Origin of the sequence: Paraburkholderia agricolaris, from assembly GCF_009455635.1 — a bacterium.
Taxonomy (GTDB): Bacteria; Pseudomonadota; Gammaproteobacteria; order Burkholderiales; family Burkholderiaceae; genus Paraburkholderia; species Paraburkholderia agricolaris.
Genome location: NZ_QPER01000001.1, coordinates 2,212,611 through 2,235,621, shown reverse-complemented (window position 1 = coordinate 2,235,621; position 23,011 = coordinate 2,212,611). Strand labels below are relative to the sequence as shown.

17 protein-coding genes and 1 riboswitch are annotated in these 23,011 nt (G+C 61.6%); of the genes, 10 read left to right on the top strand and 7 right to left on the bottom strand.

Annotation, left to right across the window (positions count from 1 at the left end; translation table 11 throughout):
- Positions 1-10: 10 nt before the first annotated feature.
- The 4 genes from urtA to GH665_RS10070 form a co-directional block, all read right to left on the bottom strand.
- Positions 11-1,201, bottom strand: coding sequence for an urea ABC transporter substrate-binding protein (gene urtA / locus GH665_RS10085; RefSeq protein WP_153135744.1), 1,191 nt, complete (start codon positions 1,199-1,201; stop codon positions 11-13).
- A gap of 380 nt (positions 1,202-1,581) precedes the next feature.
- On the bottom strand, positions 1,582-2,274 hold the full coding sequence (locus GH665_RS10080; RefSeq protein ID WP_167530934.1) for a GNAT family N-acetyltransferase: 693 nt from the start codon (positions 2,272-2,274) through the stop codon (positions 1,582-1,584).
- Between the two features lie 14 nt (positions 2,275-2,288).
- Positions 2,289-2,717, bottom strand: a complete 429-nt coding sequence (locus tag GH665_RS10075) for a VOC family protein (protein ID WP_153138353.1) — start codon at positions 2,715-2,717, stop codon at positions 2,289-2,291.
- Positions 2,718-2,830: 113 nt separating this feature from the next.
- Positions 2,831-3,259 carry a VOC family protein gene (locus tag GH665_RS10070; RefSeq protein ID WP_153135742.1) on the bottom strand — a complete coding sequence of 143 codons (429 nt, stop codon included), beginning with the start codon at positions 3,257-3,259 and terminating at the stop codon, positions 2,831-2,833.
- A gap of 338 nt (positions 3,260-3,597) precedes the next feature.
- Here GH665_RS10070 and GH665_RS10065 point away from each other — a divergent pair, with 338 nt between their 5' ends.
- The 5 genes from GH665_RS10065 (at position 3,598) to GH665_RS10045 (ending at position 15,190) form a co-directional block, all read left to right on the top strand.
- Positions 3,598-5,274 carry an FAD-dependent oxidoreductase gene (locus tag GH665_RS10065; protein WP_153138351.1) on the top strand — a complete coding sequence of 559 codons (1,677 nt, stop codon included), beginning with the start codon at positions 3,598-3,600 and terminating at the stop codon, positions 5,272-5,274.
- A 618-nt stretch (positions 5,275-5,892) separates the two neighbouring features.
- Entirely contained in the window at positions 5,893-7,140 is a 1,248-nt protein-coding gene (locus GH665_RS10060; RefSeq protein ID WP_153135741.1) for an efflux RND transporter periplasmic adaptor subunit, read from the top strand.
- A gap of 15 nt (positions 7,141-7,155) precedes the next feature.
- A complete protein-coding gene (locus tag GH665_RS10055) occupies positions 7,156-10,305 on the top strand; it encodes an efflux RND transporter permease subunit (protein ID WP_153135740.1) in 3,150 nt (1,049 codons plus the stop codon).
- Positions 10,302-13,613 carry an efflux RND transporter permease subunit gene (locus GH665_RS10050; protein ID WP_153135739.1) on the top strand — a complete coding sequence of 1,104 codons (3,312 nt, stop codon included), beginning with the start codon at positions 10,302-10,304 and terminating at the stop codon, positions 13,611-13,613. The genes GH665_RS10055 and GH665_RS10050 overlap by 4 nt, the downstream gene beginning before the upstream one ends.
- Complete coding sequence (locus tag GH665_RS10045) at positions 13,610-15,190, top strand: efflux transporter outer membrane subunit (protein ID WP_246216184.1); 1,581 nt, start codon at positions 13,610-13,612, stop codon at positions 15,188-15,190. Before GH665_RS10050 ends, GH665_RS10045 begins: the two co-directional genes overlap by 4 nt.
- 36 nt (positions 15,191-15,226) lie before the next feature.
- Here the strand turns inward: GH665_RS10045 and GH665_RS10040 are convergent, their stop codons facing one another.
- The gene (locus GH665_RS10040; protein WP_246216183.1) at positions 15,227-16,849 is read right to left on the bottom strand and encodes a tetratricopeptide repeat protein; all 1,623 of its coding nucleotides are present in this window, start codon (positions 16,847-16,849) and stop codon (positions 15,227-15,229) included.
- Positions 16,850-16,940: 91 nt separating this feature from the next.
- On the opposite strand from GH665_RS10040, the gene GH665_RS10035 reads away from it, so the two are divergent.
- Positions 16,941-17,399, top strand: a complete 459-nt coding sequence (locus GH665_RS10035) for a YjjA family protein (protein WP_153135736.1) — start codon at positions 16,941-16,943, stop codon at positions 17,397-17,399.
- A 102-nt stretch (positions 17,400-17,501) separates the two neighbouring features.
- On the opposite strand, the gene GH665_RS10030 is transcribed toward GH665_RS10035, so the two are convergent.
- Entirely contained in the window at positions 17,502-18,401 is a 900-nt protein-coding gene (locus GH665_RS10030) for an alpha/beta fold hydrolase (protein WP_153135735.1), read from the bottom strand.
- A 128-nt stretch (positions 18,402-18,529) separates the two neighbouring features.
- Between GH665_RS10030 and GH665_RS10025 the strand changes: the two genes are divergently transcribed.
- Complete coding sequence (locus GH665_RS10025) at positions 18,530-19,459, top strand: LysR family transcriptional regulator (protein WP_153135734.1); 930 nt, start codon at positions 18,530-18,532, stop codon at positions 19,457-19,459.
- Here the strand turns inward: GH665_RS10025 and GH665_RS10020 are convergent.
- Positions 19,419-19,817 carry a MerR family transcriptional regulator gene (locus GH665_RS10020; protein ID WP_025496584.1) on the bottom strand — a complete coding sequence of 133 codons (399 nt, stop codon included), beginning with the start codon at positions 19,815-19,817 and terminating at the stop codon, positions 19,419-19,421. The genes GH665_RS10025 and GH665_RS10020 overlap by 41 nt on opposite strands.
- An 86-nt stretch (positions 19,818-19,903) precedes the next feature.
- On the opposite strand from GH665_RS10020, the gene GH665_RS10015 reads away from it, so the two are divergent.
- The 3 genes from GH665_RS10015 to GH665_RS10005 all read left to right on the top strand — a co-directional run bounded on the left by GH665_RS10015 (position 19,904) and on the right by GH665_RS10005 (position 22,970).
- Complete coding sequence (locus tag GH665_RS10015) at positions 19,904-20,812, top strand: alpha/beta fold hydrolase (protein WP_153135733.1); 909 nt, start codon at positions 19,904-19,906, stop codon at positions 20,810-20,812.
- Between the two features lie 336 nt (positions 20,813-21,148).
- Positions 21,149-21,294, top strand: a riboswitch (cobalamin riboswitch).
- 35 nt (positions 21,295-21,329) lie between these two features.
- Positions 21,330-22,385 (top strand): HoxN/HupN/NixA family nickel/cobalt transporter, encoded by a 1,056-nt coding sequence (locus GH665_RS10010; protein WP_153135732.1) that lies wholly within the window; start codon positions 21,330-21,332, stop codon positions 22,383-22,385.
- A gap of 204 nt (positions 22,386-22,589) precedes the next feature.
- On the top strand, positions 22,590-22,970 hold the full coding sequence (locus GH665_RS10005; RefSeq protein WP_153135731.1) for a DUF2946 domain-containing protein: 381 nt from the start codon (positions 22,590-22,592) through the stop codon (positions 22,968-22,970).
- The last annotated feature ends 41 nt before the right edge of the window (positions 22,971-23,011 follow it).

The window sequence follows — 23,011 nt, the reverse complement described above, 5'->3', positions numbered from 1 at the left end:
CTTCCGGACGTCACAGTTTGGGGAACGGATTCGGCTCGATCAGACCGGACTCGTAGACGATGTCGAACTGGCCATCCGCACGCGCCCTGCCGACACGCACGCGTTTGGCCACGTGGTGATTGCTGACGTTGATGTGGATCTGCCCTTCGGGCGCATCGAGTGGTAGTCCGGACGAGGCGGCAATCACCTTGTCGACATCGAACGACTGGGCCTTCTCCGCGGCCTTCTTCCAGAAGTACACCGAGTTGTAGGCGCATTCCATCGGGTCACCCACCACCCGGTTCTGGCCGTACCGCGCTTTGAGCGCCTTGACGAAGGCGGCATTGCGCGGATTCTGCAGGCTCTGGAAATACCCCATGCACGCGTAGTAGCCCACGGCGTTCTCGCGGCCGATACCGTCGATCTCGTTCTCCGAAACCACGGTGGACAGCAGCTTCTGCTGCTGTCCGTCGAGTCCCGCCGCTTTCAACTGCTTGTAGAACGCGACATTACTGCCGCCTACCACCGTCGAGTAAATCCAGTCGGGTTTGGCGGCCTTGATCTTGTTGATGATCGACGAGAACTCGGTGTTGCCAAGCGGCGCATACTCCTCGCCCACCACGGTGCCCCCGACACGGGCGATGGTTGGTCGTGCGATCTTGTTGCAGGTGCGCGGATAGATATAGTCGGAGCCAACAAGGAAGAACGTCTTGCCTTGCTGCGTGGCCATCCACTGGATGGCAGCGATCACCGACTGGGTCGCTTCCTGCGACGTGTAGATCACCTGGGAGTCCTGCTCCTGGCCTTCGTAGTAGGTCGGGTAGTACAGCAGGCCGTGATGCTGGTTGAGAATGGGCAACACCGCCTTGCGCGAAGCCGACGTATAGCAGCCGACGATGGCCGCAACCCGATCGCGTTGCAGCAGCTTGCGGGTTTTCTCTGCAAAGGTCGGCCAGTCGCTCGCACCGTCTTCGACAATTGGCTGGATAGGCCGGCCCAGCACGCCGCCTGCTGCGTTGATCTCATCGACAGCGAGCTTCTCGGCATCCACGAGTGCCGCCTCGGCAATCGCGATCGTGCCGGTCAGCGAATGCAGCAACCCAAGCTTGACCGGCTCGGCAGCAAAAGCGCGACCGGACCAGAGCGTGGCAGAAGGCAATGCGGTCGCGGCAACGGCGGTTCCGCCCAGTTGCAGAAAACGTCGGCGATTGATACTGGTCATACTCCTATCTCCCCGTTATAGGTTGAGCGGGCGTGCACGAGCCGCGGCGCCGGCGAATCCGGCGTCGGGCGAGGTCAGGCAAACAGCGGGTTTTCGACTGCAAGTTAGAGACGTTGCAGGAACAATGGACAAAAAAAAGCCCCGGGCAGACGGGTGAGCGTCTGCACAGGGCATTTTTGCCTTGTACCTCGTCGGCAATGTTGGCGACGGGTACGAAATGTAATTGCGTAGCGCTAGGTTAAAGCGCCAAAAAAACGGTTGTCAATAGGAATTCTTAGGTACGGCCTTGTCGACCTGCCGGGAGTGAGATGAGCCCCGCGCAAGGTAACAGGTCATGTCCTTTAAACGGCGTGGAAGATTTCGCGGCCGCTACCAGAGAGCTATTGCCCGGCTGCGCTCTCCCCCGCGGGAATGATCACGGCCGAGGTGACAGGTGAATGGACAGTCCATCCGATCGCACTGTACAGCGCGAGGCCATCGGTCGTCGCCACCAGAATGCCTTGCGTCTTTCCCCGCGCCACGGCCTCGCCGCTCAGTAGCGTCATGACTGCGCTTCCCAGGCCGCGTCTTCGGTGTGACTCATGCGTGATGATCTGGTCGAATATGCACGATTCTCCGTCCAGAGCGCACTGACCACTTGCGGCTATATCACCCGCCGCATCCTCGACCTGTACCCGGATAATCGGCCCCTCGTCAAAGACGCGCACGGCATACTCTTTGGACAGGACCGGCTCGCCTCGCGAACATTCGTTGCCGGCGAGAGCGGCAGTCATCAGGAATACCGGCGCTTGCACGGTCCAGGTCTGCGGAAGGATCTTAGCTATGGCTCGCGGCTCGGTGCAAACCTTGATGAACGTCCATGGGGTATGAATGCGGGAAGCCAGATCCGCAACGACTTCGGGTTGGAATTCCGGCAGCACGTAGCGTGCTTTTTGTTGAGGCAATCCGACGTCGACCCGAAAACCAATGGGCAATGCCGTCGGAGCGGGCGTTCTTCGCGAGAGCGCCCAGCCCATTACCCACGCCTCGACGATCAAAGGATCGACTCGATGAACAGCCAGTGATTTTTGCAAGGGACGCCTGGGTATCACCATGGATTGTAGGTCCCAAAGTTCCAGATATGCCCCTCGGGATCTCGGCATGTAAAGCCGCGGCCACCATAGTCTGCATCTTTAATGTCCAGCAGCATTTCGGCTCCAGCAGATTTCGCCCGGGCATGGATTGCGTCTGCATCGGAGACGATCACGCATGCGCTCTGCGTTTCGGCGCCACCGATCTCATCGGGTTGTTTGATCAGCCGCGTCCATTCAGACTCCGTTTCAAGAACCGAGCTGAGCATGATCATGCCGTTGCCAAACGTCAGTTGAGCATGGGCGATCGTACCGTCCGGATTCGGATAGACGGCATGCTTCTCGAAGCCAAATGCCGAACACAGCCAGTCAATCGCAGCAGGAGCGTTTCGGTACCGAAGGCAGGGAATAATGGTTGCTTTTACGCTTCTGGCGGGAGTGGACATGATGCTCTCCTTCTCTCTGTTTCTTTCGAGCGGGTTAAGAATCTTTCCCTTCAATCCCTTCTTCCCGAAGACCGGATCGGCAATCCGCTCGGCAATCGAAGACAAGCCGCCGGTTATTCTGCCGGCGCTTTGTGCTCGCCGGCACTAATGGCCGTTGGGTTCATCCAGACCGCTTCCCAGACGTGGCCGTCGGGATCCGCCACGTTTCGGTTGTACATAAAACCAAGATCCTGCATCGGGTTGATATCAGCTGTCCCGCCGTTAGCCGCTGCAGCCGTATTCATCGCGTCGACCGCCTCGCGACTGTCGCAGGAGACAGCAAGCATCACCTCGCTTGAGGTGCTGGGCGCAATGGGACGAGTCGTGAACGTGCTCCACTTGGCATGGGTGAGCAGCATGACGTTTATCGACTCGCTCCATACCATGCAGGCAGCCGTGTCGTCACTGAATAGCGGGTTGTTCGTGAAGCCAAGCGCTTCGTAGAAACGCCTTGATGCCGCCAGATTTGCGACTGGCAAATTCACAAAAATCATTCTGGTCATGACTCTACCCTTCAATGAATGTGCGAAAACGCGATGCCACCTCGTGCCGGTATTTATCATAGACGTAAGACAGCGTCCATCAATACTTCGGCAACCAGGAGCCTGTCACTCGCAAACGCCGGTTTCTGGCCGGTCCCCGTCCCACAACGAATTTCCGTAGTCGCCCCTTGTGGAACATGCGTCCGAATCGACCCACCTCTCGCGAGCGGGTAGCGCGACGCCGGTGCCGATGGCCCATAGAGCACGCGGCCCAATCACGTGTTGCAACCGGCGATATCATATGCGCCGGATGCAGTAGTTCTATGGCAAGGATCATCCTCAATCTGATGGAATCCATCATGAGTCAAGACTCTTCAGGCAAGTCCGGCAAGCTGTCGTCAGGTGACGGCCGTTACCATCAGGTGTATCCCACGCTGGACGAAAAGCAGCTGGCGATACTGGAGCGATACGGCGAGCGCCGCAAGATCAGAACCAACGACATCCTCTATTCCGAGGGTGACCGGCACATCGCGATGTTTGCCATTCTGTCCGGAACGATCAACACAACCAGAAAGTCCGTTCAAGGCCCCGTATCGCTGGGTACATATGGTCCCGGCAGTTTCACCGGCGAAGTTGGCACGCTCGCCGGCCGGGCTGCCGCGGCGACGACGCGCGCCGTTTCCGATTGCGAGGTCATCGTTATCGATGAGGAGTCACTCCGCGCCCTCGTGATCGCTGAAGCGGAGCTAAGCGAGACCATCATGCGCGCGTATATTCTGCGCCGGGTCGCTTTCGCCCAGAGCCAGGCAGGCCTGGTGGTGATCGGCAGTACGTCCTCGGCCGCGACGCTACGCCTGCGCCATTTCCTGAGCCGCAACGCGCAACCCTCGGCATATTTCGATATCGTCGAGCATGCCGAAACAAAAGAACTTCTGACCCGCTATGACGTAACCGAAGCCGACATTCCGGTTGTGGTCACCTCGCAAGGCACCGTTCTCAGGAGACCCGGCAACCGGGCCGTGGCAGATGCGATTGGCCTGAGTCCGGACCGGTTGAACGGCGAGCGCTTCGATCTCGTTGTGGTCGGCGCAGGACCCGCGGGACTGGCGGCCGCGGTATATGCGGCATCAGAGGGGTTGAAGGTTGCGGTTCTGGATGCCAAGGCGCCAGGGGGCCAGGCGGGCACCAGTTCGAAGATTGAAAATTACTTCGGTTTTCCTACGGGTATATCGGGGCAGGCACTGGCCGGCCGAGGCCTGTCCCAATGCCGCAAGTTCGGCGCCGAAGTCGGTGTGCCAATCGAAGCACTGAAGGTTGAATGCACGGATCCTCAAACGTTTCACATCGGACTGGGTCAGAACGAGAGTGTTCACGCTCGCGCCGTGGTCATTGCTACCGGCGCGCGTTATCGGAAGCCGGCGCTTGCCCGACTGGAGCATTTCGAAGGTTGCGGCATCTACTACAGTGCGACCTTCATGGAGGGTGCGTTCTGTAAAAACCAGGAGTTGATTGTTGTCGGCGGTGGGAATTCGGCCGGACAGGCTGCGGTATTCCTTGCGAGATTCGCAGGTCACGTCCACGTCGCCATTCGCGGCGACGGGCTCAGTGCGAGTATGTCGGATTACCTGATCAGGCGCATCAACGCGACCGCCAACATCACGCTTCACACGAGGACGCAGATCGTCGAGTTATGCGGCGAGTCGAGACTTGAGGCAATCAAATGGGACCGGCAGGGACACATCGAACAGAAACAGATCCAGCACGTTTTTCTTTTCCTGGGGGCTGAGCCCAATACCCGGTGGCTTGGCGATTGCGTGGCGCTGGACAAGGATGGGTTTGTGCTGACCGGTGCCGATACAGGCGTCCGGTGGGAAGCTGAGCGGCCAGCGCATGATCTGGAGACAAGCCGGCCCGGTATCTTCGCCGCCGGCGACGTGCGAAGCGGGTCTGTCAAAAGAGTAGCGGCTGCCGTGGGTGAAGGCGCAGCCGTCATTCAGGCCATTCACCAGTATCTTGCAGTTGCGAGTGCCGTATAAGCGGCGCAGCCGCGTGAAGGCATGTCGCGGCACGCGACCGATTACACGGTCCAAATAATTACATCACGCTTTCAGCGGACGTTCCCACTCGCCGTAACGTCCGCTAAAAGAAACCCCCCACATTCAACTGTCCGTTGACGCCGCTTGCGGTCGGAAAGACACCCACAGAGTCTTTCCGACCCCAACATGTTTCACGTTGGTAACTCAAACTTTGTACGTACCCGGTACATTGGCGGCATGCCCGTTGTCCACCCGCATCCACCAACGCAAACATGAACAACACACGGTCTGTCAGCAAGGCGCTCGCGGCAGTCGGCAACGCGCCGCCCACTCGATTCCGCGGGGACGCTCCGATAAAACATTACCGCCGATTTCACAGCGTGTTCGTCGTCATCGATCCAGTTACCACGCCATAACGCCATTACGGCGCCTTATGCCGGTTACGACGTTATGCATTTTGCGCGACCCGTTTTTCTTTCAATTAGATAACGCCATGCAAAAAGATCATTGAGTTGTGACAACACGCAAGAACCATGGCATGTTCCCAAAATCCTGGCAGAGAATGACTCCCCATCCGATCATTTACGGCAGCATCTGTTTTCGTTTTCGGAGATACCTATGAGCGAAGCCGTGTCCAAGCAACCCAAGCGCTCCCGACGCGGGCTCATTCTATTTGCGCTTATCGTGCTGGTGCTGATCGCGCTCGTCGTTGTACACCTGTTGACGCAGAAGAAGCCCTCGCGTGAAGTCGCGCCGATCGTCGTCACCGTGGCGAGCGCCACACTCGGTTCGATGCCGGTCACGTTGAGCGAACTCGGCACGGTTACCCCCACCGCCACCGTGACCGTGCTGCCGCAACTGAGCGGCTACCTCACGGAGGTCGGTTATCACGAAGGCCAGGAAGTCCAGAAAGGCCAGTTCCTCGCCCAGATCGATCCGCGCCAGTATCAGATCAGCAAGCAGCAGGCTCAGGCGGCACTCGCCAAAGACCACGCGTCGCTCGCCCAGGCGCGTGCCGATCTTGCCCGCTACACGCAGTTGAACGAGCGCAAGTCGATCGCGCAGCAAACCTTCGAGGATCAGAAATTCCTCGTGCAGCAAGACGAGGCCGCGGTCCAGTCCGATCTCGCCAACATCGCCCAGTTCGACCTCGACCTGACCTATTGCCGCATCACCGCGCCGGTCGCCGGCAAGGTCGGCCTGCGTCTCGTCGACCCGGGCAACTACGTGACCGCGTCGTCGTCGACGGGGATCGTCGTCATCACCACCGTCAAGCCGACTACCGTGCAGTTCACGGTGCCGCAGGACTCGCTCGCCTCGATCGTGCAGCGCCTGAATGGCGGCGCAAAGTTGCCGGTCACCGCCTATAGCAGCGACAACGCGCGCGAGGTCGCCACAGGCGCGCTCTACGCGGTCAGCAACCAGATGGCCACCTCGACCGGCACCGTCACCTTGCGCGCCACGTTCCCCAACGACGACGAAGCGCTATTCCCCAACGAGTTCGTCAACGTCAAGCTGCTGGTCGATACGATGCAGAATGCCGTGCTGGTGCCGACCCCCGCCGTGCAAACCGGCGCGCCGGGCGACTTCGTCTATCTGGTCAACGCGAACAACACCGTCTCCGTGCATAAAGTGAAGCTGGGCCCGAGCGACGGCAAGAACACCGTCGTTCTCTCCGGCCTCGCCCAGGGGAACCAGGTGGTCACGGACGGCACCGACCGCCTGAACGACGGAGCCAAGATCGAGGCGGCCAAGCCGAAGCCCGCGGCGGCCAAGCCAGCGTCCAGCGGCGCCGCCGCTGCCCCTGCTACCTCCGAACCCGCTGCCGCATCGGCCGCAGCGTCGGCCAATGCGGCTTCGTCGTAGCAGGCTCACGCGCCGATGAATATTTCCCGTCTGTTCATTCTTCGACCGGTAGCCACGCTGCTGCTGATGATCGCCCTCGTGCTGGTGGGCCTCGTCGCCATGCGCGTGCTGCCGGTTTCATCGCTGCCCAACGTCGACTATCCGACCATCCAGGTGCAGACGTTTTATCCGGGCGCGAGTCCGGACGTGATGGCCACCACAGTCACGGCGCCGCTCGAAGTGCAGTTGGGCGAAATCCCGGGCTTGCAACAGATGACGTCGTATAGCTCGGACGGCGCGTCGGTCATCACGCTGCAGTTCGATCTCTCGCTCGACCTCGACATCGCGCAGCAGAACGTCCAGCAGGCCATCAACGCTTCGAACAGCTACCTGCCCGCCGGCCTGCCCGCGCCGCCGACGTATGCCAAGGTCAATCCGGCCGATCAGCCGATCCTGACGCTTGCGGTGACGTCGAAATCGATGTCGCTGACCCAGCTCGAGGACGTCGCCAACAACCGTCTCGGCACCAAGATTTCCGAAGTGTCGGGCGTGGGTGTGGTGACCACGAGCGGCGGCAATGTGCCGGCCATCCGTGTCGAAGCGGACCCGCACAAGCTGGCCGCCTACGGCCTGAATATCGACGATCTGCGCACGCTGCTCAGCTATGTCAACGTCAGCCAGCCGAAGGGCAATTTCGACGGCCCCGACCTCGATTACACGATCAACGGCAACGATCAGATCAGCGATCCGAAGGACTATCTGGATACGGTGATCGCCTACCAGAACGGCGCCCCGGTGTTCATGCGCGACGTCGCGCGGGTCAGTCAGGCCGCCCAGGACGTCGAACGCGGCGCCTGGTACAACGGCTCGCCGGCCATCGTGCTCAACGTCCAGCGGCAACCCGGCGCGAACGTGATCGCGACGGTCAACCAGATCATGAAGCAACTGCCGCAGCTCGAATCCACGCTGCCGGCCGGCATGAAGGTGACCGTGGTGTCGGACAGCACGGGCGTGATCCGCTCGTCGGTCTCCGACGCGGCGCTCGAACTGATTCTCGCCATCGTGCTGGTGGTCGCGGTGATCTTCGTGTTCCTGCGCAATGTGCCCGCCACCCTCATTCCTAGCGTGTCGGTGCCGGTGTCGCTGATCGGCACCCTGGCCGTGATGTATCAGTTGAACTACTCGATCGACAACCTCTCGCTGATGGCGCTCATTATCGCCACCGGCTTCGTGGTCGACGACTCGATCGTGATGATCGAGAACGTCGTGCGTTACCTGGAGGAAGGCAAGACACCGCTCGAAGCCGCACTGGAAGGCGCGGGTCAGATCGGTTTCACGATTCTGTCGCTGACCATCTCGCTGATCGCCGTGCTGATTCCCCTGCTCTTCATGGGCGGTGTGATCGGGCGTCTGTTCAGCGAATTCGCGGTGACGCTCGCCGTCACCATCGTGATCTCCGCGATCGTTTCGCTGACCGTGGTGCCGATGCTCTGCGCGCGCATGTTGCGCGCGCAGGCCGACCGCCATCCGAGCCGCTTCGAGCGGATCAGCGAAGGCCTGTTCGACAAGACACTGGGCGCCTATGAACGTGGCCTGCGCTGGGTGCTGGATCACCAGGTGCTGACGCTCGTCGTGGCCGTCGGCACGGTGGTGCTGACCGGCATCCTGTACGTGGTGATTCCGAAGGGGCTCTTTCCAGTGCAGGACGTCGGCGTGATCGAGGGGATCAGCGTAGCCGACAACTCGGTGTCGTACGCGGCGATGGTGAACCGCCAGGGCGCGCTCGCCGATGCGATCCTGAAAGACCCGGACGTCACCTCGCTGACCTCTTACGTGGGTATCGACGGCACGAACTCGACGCTGAACAACGGTCGCTTCCTGATCAATCTTCGCGATCACGACAAGCGCTCCGACACCGCGCAGGAGATTGCCCGGCGTCTGCAACAGGAAGTCGCGCAAGTGCCGGGCGTCAAGCTCTACATGCAGCCCGAACAGGATCTGACGCTCGACACCACAGTCTCGCCGAACCAGTACAGCTTCGTGCTGCGCGGACCGAGCCAGCAGGCGTTCCAGAAGTACGTGCCGGAACTGGTCGCGAAGCTCAAGCAGATCCCATCGCTCGCCGACGTGCAAAGCGACATGAATACCGACGGCCTGAGCGTGAACGTCGAGGTCAACCGGCAACTGGCGGCACGCTTCGGCATCACGCCCGCGACGATCGACAATGCGCTCTACGACGCGCTGGGCCAGCGGATCGTTTCGACCATCTTCGAGCAGTCGAACCAGTACCGCGTGATTCTCGTCGCCAAACCGGAATCGCTGCCGAACGTGCAGTCGATCGGCAACCTGTATCTGCCGAGTCAGACCAGCAGCACGGGCCAGGTGCCGCTGTCCGGTATCGCAAAGATCCAGATCACGAAGTCGCCGCTTGTAATCAGCCATCTGGCGCAGTTCCCGTCGGTCACGATCTCGTTCAATCTCGCGAAGGATGCGTCGCTGAGCACGGCGGTCAAGGCGATCCATCAAGCCGAACAGTCGGTGAACCTGCCGCCGTCGATCACCTCGTCGCTGCAGGGCGCGGCGCAGGCCTTCGAAGACTCGCTGTCGAGCGAGGTCTATCTGCTGATCGCGGCGCTGGTGGCGGTGTATATCGTGCTCGGCGTGCTGTATGAGAGCTTCATCCATCCGGTGACGATTCTGTCCACCCTGCCCTCGGCGGGTATCGGCGCACTGCTCGCGCTGATGATCGCCGGCAGCGACCTGGATGTGATCGGCATCATCGGCATCGTGCTGCTGATCGGTATCGTCAAGAAGAACGCCATCATGATGGTGGACTTCGCGCTGGACGCCGAACGCAATCACGGCAAGGCCCCGCGCGAAGCGATCTTCGAGGCGTCGCTGCTGCGTTTCCGGCCGATCCTGATGACGACGCTGGCCGCCATGCTCGGCGCACTGCCGATGCTGCTCGGCTCCGGCACGGGTTCGGAATTGCGGCGGCCGCTGGGGCTCGCGATCATCGGCGGTCTGACGCTGAGCCAGATGCTGACGCTTTTCACCACGCCGGTGATCTATCTGTTCTTCGACAGAATGGCCGAGCGCACGAGACGCTGGCGCAACCGCAACAAACCGCATAATTCGGATAAGCCGGAGGATTCGCCTCGCGGCGGGGCGGAGGAAGCGCCTTGAACATCTCGGCGTTGTTCATCCGGCGGCCCGTCGCGACCACGCTTCTGGCGATCGCCATCCTGATCTCCGGAGCGCTCGCCTACTTCCGGCTGCCGGTTGCGCCGTTGCCGAACATTGCCTTTCCGGTCATCGTGGTGCAGGCGAACATGGCAGGTGCGAGCCCGGACATCATGGGAACCACGGTGGCCGAGCCGCTCGAGCGGCGGCTCGCGACCATTGCCGACGTCGAAGAACTGACCTCGATCAGCTCCGTCGGCTCGTCGCTGATCGTGGTCGAGTTCGGTTTGAAGCGCGACATCAACGGCGCCGCGCGCGACGTCGAAGCGGCCATCCAGGCCGCGCGCGCCGACCTGCCGACCACGCTGCGCAGCAATCCGAGCTATCGCCAGTACAACCCGGCGGATGCGCCGATCATGGTGCTCTCGCTCACGTCGGACACGCTCACCAAGGCACAGCTCTACGATTCCGCCGATTCGGTCATCCAGCAGCAGCTCTCGCAGGTCCAGGGCGTGGGTCAGATCACGCTCGGCGGCGGTGCGCTGCCCTCGGTACGGGTGGAATTGCAGCCGGGCAAACTGAGCAGCTACGGTATCGGTCTCGAAGACGTGCGCGCGGCAATCAGCGCGGCCAACGCCGACAGCGCCAAAGGCCATCTCGACGAGGGCGACCAGCGCTACGTGGTCACCTCCAATGACCAGATCACACATGCGGCGCCCTACCGCGACCTGGTGGTCGCCTACCGCCACGGCGCACCGGTGCAGTTGCGCGACGTGGCCGAGGTCAGGGATTCGAACGAAAACATCCGCAATGCCGGCCTCTTCAACGGCAAGTCCGCCATTCTCGTGATCGTGTATCCGATGCCTGGCAGCAATGTCGTGAGCACCGTGGCGCAGATCCGCAAGGTCCTGCCGTCGATCGAGGCGACGCTGCCAAGCAGTGTGCATGTGGGTATCGCGATTGACCGCTCGGAATCGGTCAGAGCGTCGGTGGGCGACACGGAGCGCACGCTGTTCATTGCCGTGCTGCTGGTAGTGGGCGTCGTGTTCATTTTCCTGCAATCGCCGCGCGCCACGCTGGTGCCGGCCGTCGCGCTGCCGCTCTCGATCGTAGGCACCTTCGGGCCGATGTACCTGCTCGGCTACAGCATCGACAACCTCTCGCTGATGGCGCTGACCATCGGTACGGGCTTCGTGGTCGACGACGCGGTAGTGGTGCTGGAAAACATCGTGCGTCACATGGAGTTAGGGCTCAGCCCGAAAGAGGCCGCCTTGAAAGGCAGCGGCGAAGTGGGCTTCACGGTGATCTCGATGAGCCTCTCGCTGATCGCGGTGTTCCTTCCCATCATGCTGATGCCGGGCGTGGTCGGCCTCCTGTTCCACGAGTTCGCGGTCACGCTGTCCATCGCGATCCTGATCTCGCTGGTGATTTCGCTGACAGTCACGCCGGCCATGTGCGCCTACGTGCTGAGCCGCGAGAACGCCGGACATTCGAAAGCGCGTTGGGCAATATGGGTCGAAAAGCAGTTCGATCGTTTCAAGGATGCCTACGCGCGCTCGCTTACTGCAGTCCTGGACCATGCACTGCTGGTCATCCTGCTGTTGGTCGGCCTGCTGGTGGCGAACGTGTTCCTGTTCAAGCTGGTGCCGGCCACCTTCTTTCCTGAACAGGACACGGGCATCCTGATCGGACAGATCATTGCCGACCAGAGCATCTCCTTTCCGGCGATGCAAAAGAAGCTCACGCAATTGCAGGAGATCGTGCAGAAGGATCCGGCGGTGGCCTCGGTGGCCGGCTTTACGGGCGGCCGCGCGCTCAATACCGCGAACGTGTTCGTCGAACTCAAGCCGCTGGCGGAGCGCCATGCCACGGCCACCGAAGTTGTGAACCGTCTACGGCCCAAACTCAATGAAGTCTCGGGCGCCCGCCTCTTCATGCAGGCCCAGCAGGATCTGCGAATCGGCGGACGGCAATCCGCCGCCGAGTATCAATACACGCTCACCAGCGACGATTCCGCCGCGCTGTTCAAGTGGACACCGCTGCTCGTCGCCGCGCTCGGCAAGGAGCACGCGCAGTTGCTCGACGTGAACTCGGACCTGCAGCAAAATGGCCTGCAGACCTACGTCACCATCAACCGTTCGACGGCGGCACGCTACGGCTTTGCGCCGAACCAGGTCGACAGCGTGCTGTATGACGCGTTCGGCCAGCGGACCGTGTCGACCATCTACAACCCGCTGAACCAGTATTTCGTGGTGATGGAAGTGGCGCCGGACTACTGGCAATACCCGCAAACGCTCAACCAGATTTACCTGAGCACGGCGTCGGGCAACCCCACCGGCACGGCGGGCACGCAGATGCCGGGCGCCACGGTATCGGGTGTGACGGTGGCGACCGAGGCCAGCACGACCACGAACGCACTCAACTCGAACGCGCAGGCCAACGCGACCACCAATAGCATCGCCAACAGCAAGGGCGGCAGTTCGACCGGCAGCGCGGACAGTACCTCGGCTGAAACCATGGTGCCGCTGTCGGCGCTGGCTTCGTTCTCGAACAGCCATACGTCGACTCAGGTGAATCACCAGAGCGGCCTCGTGGCCGCGACGATTTCGTTCAACCTGCCGGCGGGCGGTTCGTTGAGCAAGGCGGCCGTGGCGATCAACAACACGATCCGCGAGATCGGCATGCCCGCCAGCATCCACGGTTCGTTTGCCGGCGCGGCGGCCGCCTACTCGCAGTCGATGGGGACGGTGCCGCTGCTGATTCTGGCGGCACTCGGCGTGGTGTATATCGTGCTCGGCGTGTTGTACGAAAGCTCGATCCACCCGCTGACCATTCTGTCGACGCTGCCGTCCGCGGGCATCGGCGCGACGCTGGCCCTGCTGATTTTCGGCACACCGTTCTCGGTGATCGCGATGATCGGCATCATCCTGCTGATCGGTATCGTCAAGAAGAACGGCATCATGATGGTCGACGTCGCGATCCAATTGCAACGCAGCGAAGGCATGCCGGCGAAGGAAGCGATCCACTCGGCCGCCGTGGTCCGTCTGCGGCCGATCATGATGACCACGTTCGCGGCCGTGCTCGGCGCGGTGCCGCTCGCTATCGGCATTGGCCAGGGCGCGTCGCTGCGCCAACCGCTCGGTATCACCGTGATGGGTGGCCTGATCCTGAGCCAGGTCTTTACCCTGTACACGACACCGGTGATCTACCTCTACCTCGACCGCTTGCGCTTCAAGCTGGTCAGATGGTCCGCCAACCTGCCATGGAATCGCGACACGCAGCAACCCGGACAACCGGATACGAGGGCATGACGATGAAGATTTCCCGTAACCGCTCTGGCCACCCTGGCCACCCTGGCCACCCTGGTCACGTTGGCCTCGTTGGCCTCGTTGGCCTCGTTGGCCTCGTTGGCCCACTGCGGCCTCTGGCCGTCGCGACGCTGGCCCTGCTGACCAGTGCCTGCACGGTCGGCCCGGACTACCACCGCCCGCCGGTCAACGTGGCCGCCACCTACTCGGAGTTGCCGGGCTGGACCCAAGCCGAACCCTCGGCCGAGAAACCGAAAGGCGACTGGTGGACGGCCTTCAACGATCCGTTGATCGACCAGCTTGAACCGCTGGTGTCGGTATCGAACCAGAACGTGCGCGCGGACTACGCGAACTATCAGGAAGCACTCGCCGAAGTGCGGGTGGCGCGCGCCAGCCTGTTTCCGACCATCGGCGTAACCGGTTCGGGCACCAAGGCGCGTGGCTCGGTCGGCAATGTGGCGCGCGTGGCGAACTCGGGCTCGCTGGAAGGCAACGTCAGCTGGGCGCCCGATCTGTGGGGCCAGGTGCGGCGCACGATCGAAGAAAACGCCGCGACGGCGCAATCGACCGAAGCGACGCTCGCCAATGCGACGCTCTCCGAGCAGGTGGCGCTGGCCACGGCGATCATCGAACTGCGCACCAGCGACGCCAATATCGACCTTCTGCAAAAAACGGTCGTGGCCTACCAGCACTATCTGGACGTCGTGTCCGACCAGGATCAGGCGGGCACCATCGCGCCGTCCGACCTGATCACTGCCCGCACCCAACTCGAGACGGCGCAGTCCAGTCTGATCGCGCTCGGCGTGGCGCGCGCCCAGTACGCGCATGCGATTGCCGTGCTGGTGGGCAAGAATCCGGAAGAACTGTCGATCACGCACAGCACCACCATGCCGACGCTGCCGGGCGTGCCGGTGGGTGTGCCGTCGACGCTGCTCGAACGGCGGCCCGATATCGCCGCGGCCGAGCGCAAGATGGCGGCGCAAAATGCGGCGATTGGCGTGGCGGTATCGGCGTATTACCCGGAGATTTCCCTGTCCGGGCTGGCCGGCTTTACACAGTCGCCCTTGTCCGGTCTGTTCAAGGTGGCCAACTACGTCTGGTCGCTGGGCGGCAGCGCGACCGAAACGCTTTTCGACGGCGGTTTGCGCAGCGCCGACGTCGACGCGGCGAAGGCGGCCTACGATTCCACCGTCGCCACCTACCGGGGCACGGTGTTGACGGCATTCCAGAACGTTGAAGACGATCTGAGCGGGTTGCGAATCCTGGCCGAGCAATCGGTCGTGCTGGAGACGGCCGTGAAGGACGCAACCCGTGGCGCCGAGATCGCGTTCAACGAGTATCAGGCCGGGACAGTGGACTACACGACGGTGGCCACCGCGCAGGCCACCCAGTTGAGCACTCAGCAGACCGCGCTGAATGTTCAGGAAACGCGCCTGCTGGACACGGCCTCGCTATTCGGCGATCTGGGCGGCGGCTGGTCGGCGGATCAGTTGCATGATCCGCGGCATCCGGACAAGCAGACTGCGCCTGCGCAGACAGGCAATACGGCGGCCGGGAGTGTCGACGCGAAGGCGCAGTGATTTTGAAGTGTTGCCGAGGGCGGTCTCGTCCGCCCTTTACCCCGCGAATGCTTCGGCACACGCCTGTCGAACCTGTTCGACGACCGTCGGCCATGTTCCGTCCAGAGGTTGGCGGAACAGACGAATCGTGTCGGGATACCACGGAGAGTCGGTGCGTTCGTGCATCCAGCGCCAGTCGATTTCCTCTGCCGGCAGCATGACCCAGCACGGCGTACCAAGCGATGCGGCGAGATGCGCAATCGACGTATCCACACAGATGACCAGATCGAGTTGCGCGACGATCGCGGCGCTATCGGCCATATCCACGGCGTCGGACCCGAGATGCAGTAACGGCTGGCCGACGGGCGGCGCGTTGCCCTCATCCTCGCCCTCGCCTTTTTGCAGGCTCACGAAGCTGATGCCGGGGATGCGCCAGAGCGGCGCCAGCGTCGCAAGGGATCGCAGCGACCGGTTGGCATCGTTCTGATGCAGGACGTTGCCTTTCCATACGAGACCGATCCGGCGACCGGCAGGAAGCTCTGCGAGGCGCACGCGCCACGCTTCGATGAGAGACGGGTCCAGCCTCAACCGCACGGGCGGCGGGATCGTTTCCATCGTTGTGCCGCTATACAGCGGCGCGCTCAGCGGGCTCGTCCAATAGTCGTAATTCGCGGAACCCGCCCAGCCTGCCTCGTGAGCCAGCACCACGTCGACGCCCTCAACCGCCGCGAAGAGCCGATGCAGCGCGGGAGCGCAGGCGAAAGCGATTTCCGCCGCCCCTTGCGCCTTGAGCCACGAAAAATAGCGGCCAAATTGAATCGCATCGCCGAGTCCGCCCTCCTGCCAGACCAGCAGTTTTTTTCCTGCCAGTGCTTCGCCGCGCCAAGGGGGACGGTTAATGACTTTCTGCGTCTTATGCTGCATCGACCTGGGATTCGCGTGACGCTCCTCATATAAGCGCCATCCTTCCTGGAAGCGCCCCATGCTGATTAGCAGGATGGCGAGACCAAACTTCGCCACGTGGTAATCGGCGCGAAGCGCGAGCGCCTGACGGTAGGCAGCTTCAGCTTCCCGCAAATGTCCGAGCTCCTTCAGTACGTTGCCGAGGTTGCTGTAGCCCATGACCATGCCGGGGCTGAGTTCTACGGCCCGCTGATACGCTTGCGCGGCTTCGTGCCAACGGCCGAGCGGCCTGAGCACGACGCCGAGGTTGTAATGAAACTCAGCGCGATCAGGTTCAACGAGCGACGCTTGCCAATAAGACGCCTCAGCTTCGGCCAGACGCCCCTGGTCCTGCAGCATCGAGCCGAGCTGGTTGTGAACATCGGCGAGATCCGGGCGGACTGCCAGCAATTGCCGAAACAGCACCTCCTTATCACGCAGGCGGTTCAGGCCGTTCAGCAGGGTGCCGAGATTCATGTACGCGTCCGCGAAGCCCGGGTTTGCTGCGATCGCGCGGCGCCAATATGACTCGGCGTCGTCGAGCAGGCCCAGCCCGAGCGAACTGACCGCGGCGATCTGCAACGCTTCAGCCAGCATGGCGTCCGCTAACGGCGGCTGCATCTCGAGCAGCGGCCTCACCTTCTCCAGCGCATCGGTGAATCTTGCCGATTGATCGGGCGGCGTGACCGGTCCGTTATGCGCCGTGTTCGAGGCCCCGCTGTCAGATGATGGATGCATGTTGGATAGCGCGATTGGGGCGCCGAGTCTGCCACGGGTGGGAAAAGAACTATAGTAAAGAGGATTTCCAGCCATCAAAAGGAGTTCGAGTATGAAAGCACGTACCTATCGCGCCACCGCTACCGGGATCCTGATCGCCGCATTGCTACCTGTCTGCGCTGCCCAGGCGCAGCTCGGAAACCTGCTCAACCAGAGCGGAGGTGGCGGGTCGTCCGGTGGCCTGGGGAGCCTCGGCGGCGTGGGCAGTGCCCTGTCGGGTCAGTCATTGACCTCGGGCAGCACAAGCAACGTGGCGGGCGTGCTCGAGTTCTGCATCAAGAACAACTATCTCAGCGGCAACGGCGCGTCTTCGGTCAAGGACTCGCTAATGAGCAAGCTTCCCGGCGGCTCCAGTTCAGCCTCGTCCGACAGCGGCTATACCAACGGCGCCAAGGGCATCCTGAGCAGCGGCAATGGCCAGCAACTTGACCTGAGCGGCGGTGGTCTGAAGCAACAGGTCACGAAGCAGGTCTGCGACAAGATTCTCGCCCAAGGCAAATCCCTGCTGTGATCCGGCAGCGGACCATGCTCGCGTCGGCAATGCGCTGAGGGTCCGGCAAGCTGGATTCCTCAGCGCGTGACGCGCGGCACACAATGGGCGTCCAGTGCAGCGCTATGATTTTTCCGGCGTTCGTTCAAAAAATTCAATGATGGCACTGGCCACTTCAGCCAGTGCCTCCCGTTGTGGAAAATGTCCGACACGCTCAAGCACAATCCGGTCGTATGGTCCGGTAAAGAACTTCTCCTTGCCGGCCGAACTGTCAGGATGATTGCAGGCATCCGAACCGCCATGCAGCACAAGCGTGGGAACCTGCAAGACGGGGGCAGGATTCAAACTGGCTTCATCCGCCGCATACGTTGGGTCGCCTGATGTAAAACCCCATCGGTGCCGGTAGGAATGAAGTACCACGCTGGCCCAATCGGGATTGTCGAATGCAGCGACTGCCTGCTCGTAGTCCTGTTCCCTATACCACCCGGCAGGCGACCAGGTGTCCCACATCAGGCGGGTAAAACCTCGCCGATCCTGCTCGACCGCTCGCTGTCCTCTCGGCGTGGCCATGAACCAGTGGTACCAGTAGTTACGGGCCTGCTCGTAACTGAGCGCCTGTTGCGGATCGTTGGTGCCATAGCCGACGGAGAGCATCACCAGGTGCGATGCGGCGCGTTCGCGCAAACCGCATGCGTTGGCCACAGCGCGCGCGCCCCAGTCATGTCCGATCAGGGACGGCCGTGAAATCCCCAGCGCATCGATAAATTCCAGCAGGTCCCGCCCAAGCGCCGCGAGCTGACCACTCCGTGGTGTTGCCGCGTTGCGAAACCGGGTTGGCCCGAAACCGCGCAAGGCCGGACACAAGACCCGGTAGCCGGCGTCTGCAAGGCGTGCCGCGACCCCGCCCCAGGTTTGCGGACAATCCGGCCAGCCATGAACGAGCACTGCCGTGCGTTCTCCGGCTGGGTTCCATTCCAGATAGCCCACCTCCAGCAGCGGCGTGCTGACGTACGAGTATTCCATTTCCGCGTTCTCCTTCGATTGGTCTCAAACCTTGGCGTCGAGGAGTAGACAGTAGAATATTTTTGCTCGCGAATTGCTGAAGAATTCGATGCTATTGTTAACGTATCGCTATGAATTACGGTGCAACCATGAGCACGGAATCGAGCGCCGCCGGGCTCGACATTGTCCTGTTGGCGACCTTTCTCGAGGTCGTCGATACGGGCGGCTTCGCCCGCGCTGCCGAGCAACTGGCTTTGACAGCCCCCGCGATCAGCGGCCATATCAAACGCCTCGAACAGGCTCTGGGAACCCGTCTGCTGTTGCGGACAACCCGCAGTTTCCAACTGACACCGGCCGGCGAAATGCTGTACACCTACGCACGGAACATCGTCAATCTGGAGCGCGAGGTGCGAGCCCGCCTGCGCGGCGCACCAACCGCTGAGCGCTTGCGAATCGGCGCCTCGGAAGATTTTACGGGTGCGTGGCTGCCGCGCGTCCTGCAGATGTTCCGGCGCGCCCATCCCGCGGCAACCGTGGAGTTGAAAGTGGGCGTGACAGCGGATCTCGTGCACGATCTGGAGCACGGCCACTTCGATATTGTTTTTGGCAAGCAATGCACCCGCGTGCCGGACAACGGAACGCTGCTGTGGGAGGAGGAACTGGTCTGGGCATTCGCCGATGGAATCGTTTTCGATCGCGACGGCGAAGTGTCTGTTGCAGCCTTCCCTGAGCCTTGCGTCTATCGCGAGGCGGCGATCGCCGCGCTCACCCGCGCCGGCAAATCATGGCGCCTGGTGTTCGAAAGCAGCAGTATGGCGGGCTGTTTGTCCGCTGCGCACGCGGGGTTCGCTGTGGCGCCCATTGCACGCAGTCAACTGCGCGACGGTCTGCGTGTACTCGACAAAGCCGATGGAATGCCCACGCTGCCCAATGTGAAGTTCTACGCGTTCGCGAATACGACTTCGGTGGCCGCGCGTGAATTGATCGCCGCGGTCGAGAAATCCGGCAGACAGACTGGGTTTTCCCTGCCTGCGCGCTTCAATCGACCGGCGGAACCGCGCCTTCCGACAAGGTCTTGATGAGCCTGGTGCGACGCCGTTCGAGATCCGCGATCTGACGATCGATGGCGGCGAGACGTTGCCGCTGAACGTCGGTGATCTGGTCGCACGACCGGGCGCCTTCGATCAACAGCATGCAGTCCGGGAACCCGCGAATATCCTCGATGGTGAAACCGGTCGCGATCATGCGCTGGATCTGCCTGACCTGCGCGACCGCCTTGTCGGGAAACATGCGGTAGCCATTGCTCGCACGCACCGATGCGAGCAGACCGTGTTCGTCGTAGTGCCTTATCGACCGCACGCTCGCGCCGGTGCGCTGCGAGAGCTCGCCGATGGTCAGCACGATGGTCGGCAATTCGTGTGCGGGCATCCTGTTCATGAAAAACAGCTTAGCACAAGCCGCTTGACTCTCACATCAGTGTGAGGGTTGAGACTGGCTGAACTGTTCATCATGAGGAATATGCCATGCGCGCCCGAATTTTCAGTAACGTGTTGATTGCCGCAGTCGCGGCGAGCACCCTCCTCTCGTTCGTACCCGCGGCGGCCGCCGGTTCGACGAACTACATGGTTGCATCGAAGGACGGGGTCAGGCTGGCGGTTCAGGAAACCGGCAACCCCAACGGCCCGCCGGTCATTCTGATCCACGGTCTGCTCGGCAGTCGTCTGAACTGGGACCCGCAGGTGCAAAGCCCCGCATTGCGCCAGTACCGGATCATTACGTACGATCTGCGCGGCCACGGTCTGTCGGACAAGCCAACCGGCGCAGTGCCGTATCACGACGGCCGCCGCTGGGGCGACGACCTCGCGGCGGTGATCAATGGCTCGCACGCGAAGAAACCCGTCGTGGTCGGATGGTCGCTTGGTGGCGTGGTGATATCCAACTACCTCGCAGCCTATGGCGATCGCGCCATCGCCGGCGCCGTGTACGTGGATGGTGTGGTCGAACTGACGCCCGGCCAGCTCGTGGCGCACCCCGAGGTCTACCGGGACATGAACGCCCCGGATCTAAAGACGCATCTCGACGGCGAGCGCAGCTTTGTCGGACTTTGCTTCAACCGGCGGCCAGATGCCGACACATTCGCCCGGCTGCTCGCCAACGCCGCGATGGCGTCCTGGGACATGCAAAGAGAAGTCCCTACGATGACGGTGTTCGCCGCTGAGGGTCTCGGCAACGCGCATGTGCCATTGCTCTTCCTCTACGGCGGCAAGGATTCGCTGGTCGATACCCACGCGACGCTTGCCCGCGCCACCGCGCTCAATCCTCGCATCGTCAGCAAGGTGTACGCTGAATCAGGCCACGCGCCGTTTATTGAGGAACCCGATCGTTTCAATCGCGACCTGGCCGAGTTCGTCAGAACGGCTACCGGGCAATGAAGACCGAGGTGCTGCCCGCCCTTGTGCGTTTGCCTCGCGGCGAACCGTCTTGCGGATGCCGGATAAGCGCCCCGGCGTAAACGATTCTGCATCCGCATGCACCGCCATGACGCCCAGGCCCAGCCGTTGCGCATGTTGCGCCAGACAGGTGCATGCCGGCAGCACATGGGATCGTTTGCAGGATCGGCTGAAATCCCCATGGCAACGGCATTCTCCGGCTGTTTGGATCGAAGGTGGCATGACTCTTGTGCATGTTTCTCAAACTCTCAGACAAAAGCGGATGCGGGATGCACGAATATCGATTACGACACAAACCATACTTGCCGCTCGACGCGCGCGCATTGTATAAGCGTCAGGCATCACCTTGTCAGGACGGAAAGTGAAGCCGGTGAGAATCCGGCACGGTCGCGCCGCTGTATCCGGTTGGGCAGTTTCACGATTGCCGAACCGGGAGTCAGACCTCTTGTCGCCCTGCTTCTACCTCAAATGGGACGCGCTCCTCCCAAGGACCTAACCGATGATTTCTCAGTTTGCAAAAGTTTTCAGTGACTCGAGTACGGAGGTGCGAAGCAAGCTCTTCGGTATCTACAGCCTGTTAATCGCGATCAACGTGCTCGCGTGGATCTGGGCCGTCGTGGCATTCCGCAACCATCCGCTGCTGCTCGGAACCGCGCTGCTGGCCTATGGTTTCGGATTGCGTCATGCCGTCGACGCCGATCACATCGCCGCAATCGACAATGTCACGCGCAAATTGATGCAGGAAAAGAAGCGGCCTGTGGCAGTGGGCTTCTTCTTTTCGCTTGGCCATTCAACGGTTGTCGTGCTCGCGTCCGTCGCCGTTGCGATTACTGCGTCCGCCATGCAAACGCGTTTCGATCACTACAAGGAAATTGGCGGAATCGTCGGAACCCTGGTGTCGGCGCTGTTTCTGTTCGCGATCGCGCTCATGAATCTGATCATTCTCAAGTCGATCTATAGCGCGTGGCGTCACGTCAGAAGCGGCGGCAAATATGTCGAAGACGATTTCGACATGCTGCTGGCGGATCGCGGGTTTTTGTCCCGGCTCTTTCGCCCGCTGTTCCGCCTGATTACGCGCAGCTGGCACATGTACCCGCTGGGCTTCCTGTTTGGCCTGGGATTCGATACGGCAACCGAAATCGGATTGCTCGGGATCGCCGCAACCCAGGCGTCCAGGGGTCTCTCTCCGTGGGCGATCATGGTGTTTCCCGTCCTGTTCAGCGCCGGCATGTCGCTGATCGATACGCTTGACGGACACCTGATGTTAGGCGCCTACGGCTGGGCCTACCTGAAACCGATCCGCAAAATCTACTACAACATGACCATCACGCTGGTGTCGGTCATCGTGGCGGTTGTGATCGGCGGTATCGAAGCGCTGGGGCTGATCGCCGACCAGTTGAAGCTGCAAGGTCCGGTGTGGGATGCCATCGGCACGCTCAATGATAATTTCGGAACCCTCGGCTACATCATCATCGGCATCTTCGTTCTCAGCTGGGTTACATCAGTCCTGATCTATCGGGCAAAGCGTTTCGACGAACTGGAAGTAAGCCGCTAACGGCACGCGTCAGTCCGCCTCTGGATTCGAGCGGACTGACCGCATTGAACGCGTGACCTCACACACTCGTAAGCCGGTTGTAACCCCACATTAAAATTAGTAATAGCGCTACATTGGACATGTGAAACCTTGTATCTTTGGCTGAATAGCCGCGTGGCATAATCAGCGCCTCGCTCTTACCTGTCTGCGTGCTCCGTCCTCAGCATGTTTCGCTCGCGCCTCCTGAAGATTGGCAACCTGCTCGGATTGCTTGCGATCCTGATGAGCACGCTTGCGCCAACGGTTTCGCAGGCGCTCGCGGCACATAACCGGCTGGGCGAAGCCCTCTCGAGCTACTGCACCGCCGAGCCGGACACCACACCGCTCGCGCATGACAGCAAGTCGTCGCACTCCTCAGCATTTCATTGGCAAGCGTGCGCGTACTGCGGCATGCTTGCTCACGTACCGGTATTGCCGGGCACGCCGGCGGTGTTTGCCGCCATGCAATTGGTCGCGCGTGCGCCGGTTGCCGCCACGCGCAACGCGCTCCACGTCCCCCTCTTCTACACCGCGGCCCAGCCGCGTGCGCCGCCTGTCCTTTCCTGAGTCGATCTGTACCTGAACAGAATCCGCGCTGCGCAAGCAGT